This is a genomic window from Gemmata sp. (assembly GCF_051859125.1).
GTDB lineage: Bacteria > Planctomycetota > Planctomycetia > Gemmatales > Gemmataceae > Gemmata.
Genome location: NZ_JBHYGG010000159.1, coordinates 1 through 6,609, shown reverse-complemented (window position 1 = coordinate 6,609; position 6,609 = coordinate 1). Strand labels below are relative to the sequence as shown.

Below are 6,609 nucleotides of genomic sequence, written 5' to 3'. Positions count from 1 at the left end.
CCGAGCGCCGAGCGAGGGTTCACGTTGACCCTCGCTCGGCGCTCGGGCTCGGACCAGACCGCCTCCCGCCAACCACGGTTCCGGATCAATCCGGCCGGGACGCAGTCGCCCGTTACTTCAGCGGCGCGACGCTCGCGGTCTTCGGGTCGAACCGCAGCGCGTGAACGTGGCTGTGCTGGCCGACCGCCCACACGAGCTTGCGGGCCGGGTCGTACATCAGCCCCATCGAGTTGTTGAACGCGCCCGCCTTGCCGACCGGGTCGTCGCCGGGCAACTCGACTGACGCCCAGGCGTTCGCGGCGCAGTCGAACGACAGCCACCGCCACGCGCCGGCCGCGTCCTTCACCCGCCCGCCGATGAGCACGAGGTCCGCGTCCGGCAGGTACGCCGTCTCGCGGCAGTGGACGAGCGCACTGTCTGCCCCGGGCGGGTCGAGCCACTTCGCCTCACCGGTCTTCAGGTCGTAGGCCGCGACGTTCCCCTTCTTCGGCCCGGTGCCGCTGAACAGGAGCAGGCGGTCGCGCTTCGCGTCGTGGGCCATGCCGTGCTGGTCGGCGGTCTTCGCGGGAAGCTCGCCCTTCAGCGGCAAGGGCTTCCACGTCCGGCTCGCGGCGTCGAGCCGCCACAGCCCGCCCTTTTCGCCCTGCCGCGGGTCGGCCCACACGACCGCACCGGCCGGCGTGCCGCACACCGTCACCACGTAGAAGTTCGGGCGGTACGGGTTCTTCTCGGGCGACCGCGACCACTTCCCCGTATCGGCGTCGAAGAAGTACGTCCACTCGTGCGGGGCGAACAGGAACGCCTTCAGGTTCGGGTCGTACCCGGTGGACTTGTACGTGTGCCCGGTCATCCACGGGTTCCCCTTGAAGCTCCACTCCCCATGAACCTGATCGTTGGTGTAGACGTACTCGGCGGGATACTCGGGCGCGAACGGCAGCGAGTACCGGTCGGTCCTCACGTCGTACACCTGCGGGGCGGTGCCGCTGTACGCCGAGTGCCCGCCGGAGAACCGCACGATCTTGTCGCGGGCCACGTCAAACACCGCCGAGCCCCAGTCCATGTTCATGAGCGGCCGCTTCGGCGTCGCCCGGACCACCCAGCGGTTCGCGGGGAGGTCATTGAGGTCGGCGGCGACCTTCGCGGGATCGGCCGCGGGCACCCCCTCCGCGTACCACGCCGGGTCGTGCGACCCGGTCCGCTTCACGACCGTACCCGGTTTCGTGCCGAACGCCTCGGCACCGGCCGCGTCGGGCTTCGTGAGGTCGAAGCGGCACGTCCAGGCGCGGTTCTGTGCGTCGAGCAGCAGCACCGTGTCGTCCCCATCGACCGCCGCCGAGACGAACACGTTCGACGGCCCGACGGGCGCGACCGCGGGCTTCCCCTTCTGATTGTCCCAGCGCGCGACCAGCTCCCACTTCGCCGCCGCGGCGTCGAACACCCACGCTTCGAGCGGCAGCGGGCGGTACAGGCTCGCGACGTAGTCCGTGGTCGAGGTGTACGTGTACCCGCCGACGAGCAGGAGCTTCTTCGCCTTGGGTAGCCACAGCAGTGCGTGTCCGCCTCGCGGTGCCGGCGAAACGGGCGGCTTCAGCTCGGTCCAGGTGCCGGTCGCGGTGTCGAACGCCCAGGTGTCGGCGACGAGCTGGTCGAGCCGGTCGCCGCCGAACAGCACGACCTTCTTCGTGACGTGGTCGTAAGCGAGCCGCGCGTTGGCACGCGCCGGTGGTTGCCGCTCGGCCTTCACCGGCTCCCATTTGTTGTCGGCCGGGGAGTACGTCCAGGTGCCAGGGTCGCCGCGATCGGTGGTGATGTTCCCGCCGCCGAACAGCACGAACTTCTTCGCCCCGTGGTCGTAGCACATCGACGACCACAGCAGAATGCCGCCGAGCGCCTTCTGCGGGTGCGTCTCGGGGGCCATATCCTTCCACGCACGCGTTGCCGGCTCGTAGCGGAACGTGCTGCCGCCGGCGTAGAAGTAGAACGCCTTTGTGTCCGGGTCGTAGTCGTACTTCTGGCCGAGCGAGAAGGTGCCGTAGACGGTCCAGTTCGGCCGCACGCCGCCGGCCGCGTCGGCGAGCGCCCAGGTCTCGCCCTTCCAAGCCGGGGCGGTGACCGGGCCGACCTCCGGCCCCCAGTCCGTGCCCGGCGGGAGGTCGTTCCGCCACGCCCCGGCGGGGTCGAACGACAGCACGTCGAACGGCCGCGGCTTCTTGTACTCGCCCGACGCGGTGCGGCCGCCGAGGACGGTGAACCGCTTCGCCACCGGGTCGAACCCGAGCGGCACGTCCCACCGGCGGCCCTCGATGACCGCGTCGGTCCTCACCCAGGAGTTCGGTGCGGGTTCCGCGGCCGGTGCGGCCGCCGCGACGAGGAGCACGAGAACGAGGGGGAGCGTTCGCACGGGGGAACCTCGGGGGAGCGGGGACACCTGCCGTTGTCCCGCACCGGCAGCCGCGCGACAAGGACGCGCGGCGCATTGGCCGCGTCATTGTCTTTCGGTCTACCGCTCCAAGCAGCGCACCCGCCGGACCCTCTCAGCGCCGCCCCACTGTTCCCGCCGCACCTTCACACCACCATCTCGAAAATTCCATGTGCCCCGCGGGTGGGACCGGATTAGATTGAACGCGCCCAGCCCGCCCCGTGTGAACCCGCCCCGGCCGGTGGCGCGACTTGCGACCGCGGCGGGCAGACGCACGACTGGGTTGACGAAGTCACCCGGGGCGGTCGCGCCGAACAGACGGGCGTCGGCCCCCGCACCCGAACCGTTGGAGAGCCCGCATGAAGGTCGGCGTGGTCGGGAGCGGACTGGTCGGCGCGACCGCGGCGTACGCGCTCGTGATGCGGGGCGTGGGCCGCGAGATCGTGCTCGTGGACAAGAACCCGGCCCGCGCCGCGGCCGAGGCCGACGACATCCGCCACGCGGTCCCGTTCGCGCACCCGCTGGAGGTCCGGGCCGGCGGGTACGCCGACCTCGCGGGGTGCCGGGCCGTCGTGCTGTGCGCCGGCGTCGGCCAGAAGCCGGGCGAGACGCGGCTGCAACTCCTCAAGCGGAACGCGGCCGTGTTCCGGGAGGTGGTGCCCGCGGTGCTGGCGCACGCGCCGGACGCGGTCCTCGTGGTCGCCACGAACCCGGTCGACGTGATGACCCACCTCGCGGCCCGGTCCGCGGCCGAGGTCGGGGTGCCCGCGGGCCGCGTGTTCGGCTCGGGCACCACGCTCGACACGGCCCGGTTCCGGTCGCTGCTCGGGGCCCGGTGCGGGGTGGACGCGCACCACGTCCACGCCTCCGTCATCGGCGAGCACGGCGACTCCGAGGTGCTCACGTGGTCGCTGGCGACCGTCGCCGGGATGCCGCTCGACGAGTTCGCCCGGCTCCGGGGCGCGGACCTGTCGGCCCCGGTGCGGGCCGGGATCGACGAACAGGTCCGCCGGGCCGCGTACACCATCATCGGCGGCAAGGGCGCGACGTACTACGGGATCGGCTCGGCCCTGGCCCGAATCGTGGACGCGGTGCTCCACGACCAGCGGTCGGTTCTCACCGTGTGTTCGCCGACCGCGGAGGTCGAGGGCGTGCGGGACGTGACCCTCGCGCTGCCCCGGCTCGTCGGCGGGGCCGGGGTGATCGAGACGTTCCCGCTCCCGCTGAGTCCCGCCGAGCGGGCCGCCCTCGCGGCCAGCGCCCGCGTGATCCGCGCCGCGCTCGACGAGCTGGACCGCCCCGCGTGACCGCCCGCCCGATACCGCTCCCACAGGACCCCGTGATGCCGCCGACCGCACCCCCGTCGCCCGCCCCCTCGATCAGCGCCTTCGGGCCGGCCCGGTCCACGGTCCCCGGCGCGCCGCTGGCGGCCGACGAGGTGCGGAAGGGGTCGCGTCGGTGAACCTGCTCATCACCAGCACCGTGTGGCGGCAGGACCACAACGGGTTCACGCACCAGGACCCCGGGTTCCTCGACGTGGTGGTGAACAAGAGCGCCGCGGTCACCCGGATCTACCTGCCGCCGGACGTGAACTGCCTACTGTCCGTCGCCGACCACTGCCTGCGGAGCGAGGGGTACATCAACGTCATCGTGTCGGACAAGCAGAACCACCTCCAGTACCTGGACATGGAGACGGCGATCGTCCACTGCACCAAGGGCATCAGCATCTGGCCCAGGGCGAGCACCGACGCGGGGCACGAGCCGGACGTGGTGGTGGCCTCGGCCGGCGACATCCCGACCAAGGAGGCGCTCGCGGCCGTGGACCTGCTCCGCCAGGAGTTCCCGGACCTCCGGATCCGGTTCATCAACGTGGTGGACCTGTTCCGGCTCCAGCCCGACACCGAGCACCCGCACGGCCTCTCCGACCGGGACTTCGACTCGCTGTTCACCGTGGACAAGCCGGTGATCTTCGCGTTCCACGGGTACCCGTGGCTCATCCACCGGCTCGCGTACCGGCGGACCAACCACAAGAACCTGCACGTCCGCGGGTACAAGGAGAAGGGGAACATCAACACCCCGCTCGAGCTGGCGATCCAGAACGAGATCGACCGGTTCACGCTGGCGATCGACGTGATCGACCGCGTACCGACGCTCCAGGTGGCCGGGGCGCACGCCAAGGAGAAGTTCCGCAACATGCAGATCGAGTGCCGGGACTACTCGCACGAGCACGGGGTCGACAAGCCCGACGCGGCCAACTGGAAGTGGCCGTACTGACCGTGTCACGAAGTCGCTCGCGGCTTCGCGGAGGGGCACACCGTGACCGACGCCGTCCTCGTCCTGAACGCCGGGTCGTCGAGCCTCAAGTTCTCCGCCTTCGCGGCGGGGGGCGGGGGCGCCGCGCTCGCGCACGGGCAGGTCGCCGGCCTCGGCACCGGCGCCGCGCCTCACGATGGACGGCGGGAGCGAGCAGTCGTTGCCCGCGGGCGCGACGCACGACGACGCGCTCGCGGTCGTGCTCGAGCAGTGCCAGACCAAACTCGGCGACACTCGCGTCGTCGCGGCCGGGCACCGCGTCGTCCACGGCGGCCTCGCGTTCACCGCTCCGGTGCGCATCGACGACGGCGTGCTCGCGAAGTTGGACGAACTCGTGCCGCTCGCCCCGCTGCACCAGCCGCACAACCTCGCCGCGATCCGGGCCGTCGCGACGCACGCCCCGGGGGTGCCGCAGGTCGCGTGCTTCGACACCGCGTTCCACCGCACCCAGCCGCCGCTCGCCCAGCACTTCGGGCTCCCGCGGGCCCTCACCGACGCGGGCGTGATCCGGTACGGGTTCCACGGGCTGTCCTACGAGTACATCGCCTCGGTGCTCCCGGGCGTCGACCCGCACGCGGCGGGCGGCCGCACGGTGGTCGCGCACCTGGGCAACGGCGCGAGCCTGTGCGCGATGCGGGCGTGCCAGAGCGTCGCGACCACGATGGGGTTCACCCCGGCCGACGGGCTGGTGATGGGGACGCGGTGCGGCTCACTCGACCCGGGGGTCGTGCTGTACCTGATGAACCACCTTGGCATGACCGCGTCGCAGGTGGAGCACCTGATCGACCACGAGTCGGGGCTGCTCGGCGTGTCGGGCGTGTCGAGCGACATGCGCGAACTGCTCGCGAGCAGCGACCCGCGGGCCGCGGAGGCGGTCGACCTGTTCGTGTACCGGATCGGCCGCGAGCTCGGGTCGCTCGCGGCGGCGCTGGGCGGGCTCGACGCGCTGGTGTTCACCGGCGGCATCGGCGAGCACGCGGCCCCGGTGCGGGACCGGGTGGTGCGCGCCGCGGCGTGGCTCGGCGCGTTCGCCGTCCACGTGATCCCGACCAACGAAGAACTGATGATCGCCAACCACACCCGCCGGGTCCTGGGGGTGTAACCGACCCAGGGCACGGATGGTTCCGGACGGACCCGGCGTGGCACGCGAGCCGGCACGCGACCGGAGACCGCGTAAGGTTCTGTACCGGCAGCGTTTGCAGCCAGCGGGTTTGCTCTAACAGACTTTATTCCGGTCAAGTGTGATGATTCCGGACTTCAGAATGGTTCCGGAGGAGGGGTGTGTGGGTCGCCCGGAATCATTGAACCCGCGGCCCCGTGGTTCGTGGTCCCGGCCGATTACAAGTGGGTCACCCGGGCGGTCGTGGCGGACGTGGTGACCGCGACCGTCCGCGGGCTCGACCTGGCGTACCCCGAGGTCACGCCCGAGCAGAAGAAGCGGCTCGCCGAGGCCCGCAAGAAGCTCGACGCCGAGTGAGCGGCGGCCGGCACGGGTGCCGGCCGCCCAGGGTTCCCTCTCAGGAGTGCAGCAATGAGTACGCACCGTCTCCCCCGCACCGTCCTCCTCGGCGCGCTCGCCGCGGCCGCGGGCTGGCTCGCGTTCGGCGTCGGCCGCCCCGAGGCGGCCGGCCAGATCCCCGCCGCGCCGGGCGGCCCCGCACCGGCCGCTGCCGACGCAAAGAAGGACGACCGCGCCGCCGACCGGGCCGCCGTCCAGAAGGCGATCGATGCGTTCGAGGAGGCGTTCAAGAAGGGCGATGCCAAGGCCGTCGCCGGCCTCTGGGCCGCCGAGGGCGAGTACGTCAGCGACGACGGGACGACGCTGACCGGCCGGGCGGCGCTGGAGAAGGCGTACACCGAGTTCTTCGCCAAGAACC

4 protein-coding genes and 2 pseudogenes are annotated in these 6,609 nt (G+C 71.8%); 5 read left to right on the top strand and 1 reads right to left on the bottom strand.

Translation table 11 applies throughout. The features are described from left to right. Positions 1-112 precede the first annotated feature (112 nt). The gene (locus tag ACTIGN_RS15245) at positions 113-2,401 is read right to left on the bottom strand and encodes a Kelch repeat-containing protein (protein ID WP_439625281.1); all 2,289 of its coding nucleotides are present in this window, start codon (positions 2,399-2,401) and stop codon (positions 113-115) included. Positions 2,402-2,778: 377 nt separating this feature from the next. Here ACTIGN_RS15245 and ACTIGN_RS15240 point away from each other — a divergent pair, with 377 nt between their 5' ends. The 5 genes and pseudogenes from ACTIGN_RS15240 to ACTIGN_RS15220 all read left to right on the top strand — a co-directional run. Continuing rightward, the gene (locus ACTIGN_RS15240; RefSeq protein ID WP_439625279.1) at positions 2,779-3,726 is read left to right on the top strand and encodes an L-lactate dehydrogenase; all 948 of its coding nucleotides are present in this window, start codon (positions 2,779-2,781) and stop codon (positions 3,724-3,726) included. Between the two features lie 136 nt (positions 3,727-3,862). Further along, positions 3,863-4,693, top strand: a pseudogene (locus ACTIGN_RS15235) (phosphoketolase); the annotation flags it as partial. A gap of 42 nt (positions 4,694-4,735) precedes the next feature. Continuing rightward, a pseudogene (locus ACTIGN_RS15230) lies at positions 4,736-5,834 on the top strand (acetate/propionate family kinase). Between the two features lie 177 nt (positions 5,835-6,011). Continuing rightward, entirely contained in the window at positions 6,012-6,209 is a 198-nt protein-coding gene (locus ACTIGN_RS15225) for a hypothetical protein (RefSeq protein WP_439625277.1), read from the top strand. Positions 6,210-6,263: 54 nt separating this feature from the next. Continuing rightward, positions 6,264-6,609, top strand: a 346-nt coding sequence (locus tag ACTIGN_RS15220; RefSeq protein ID WP_439625276.1) for a YybH family protein, incomplete at its 3' end; no start/stop codon positions are given.

What these genes read in the sequence shown, in the direction of transcription:
- ACTIGN_RS15240 (WP_439625279.1), top strand. Translation starts at nt 2,779, where the DNA reads ATGAAGGTCGGCGTGGTCGGGAGCGGACTGGTCGGCGCGACCGCGGCG.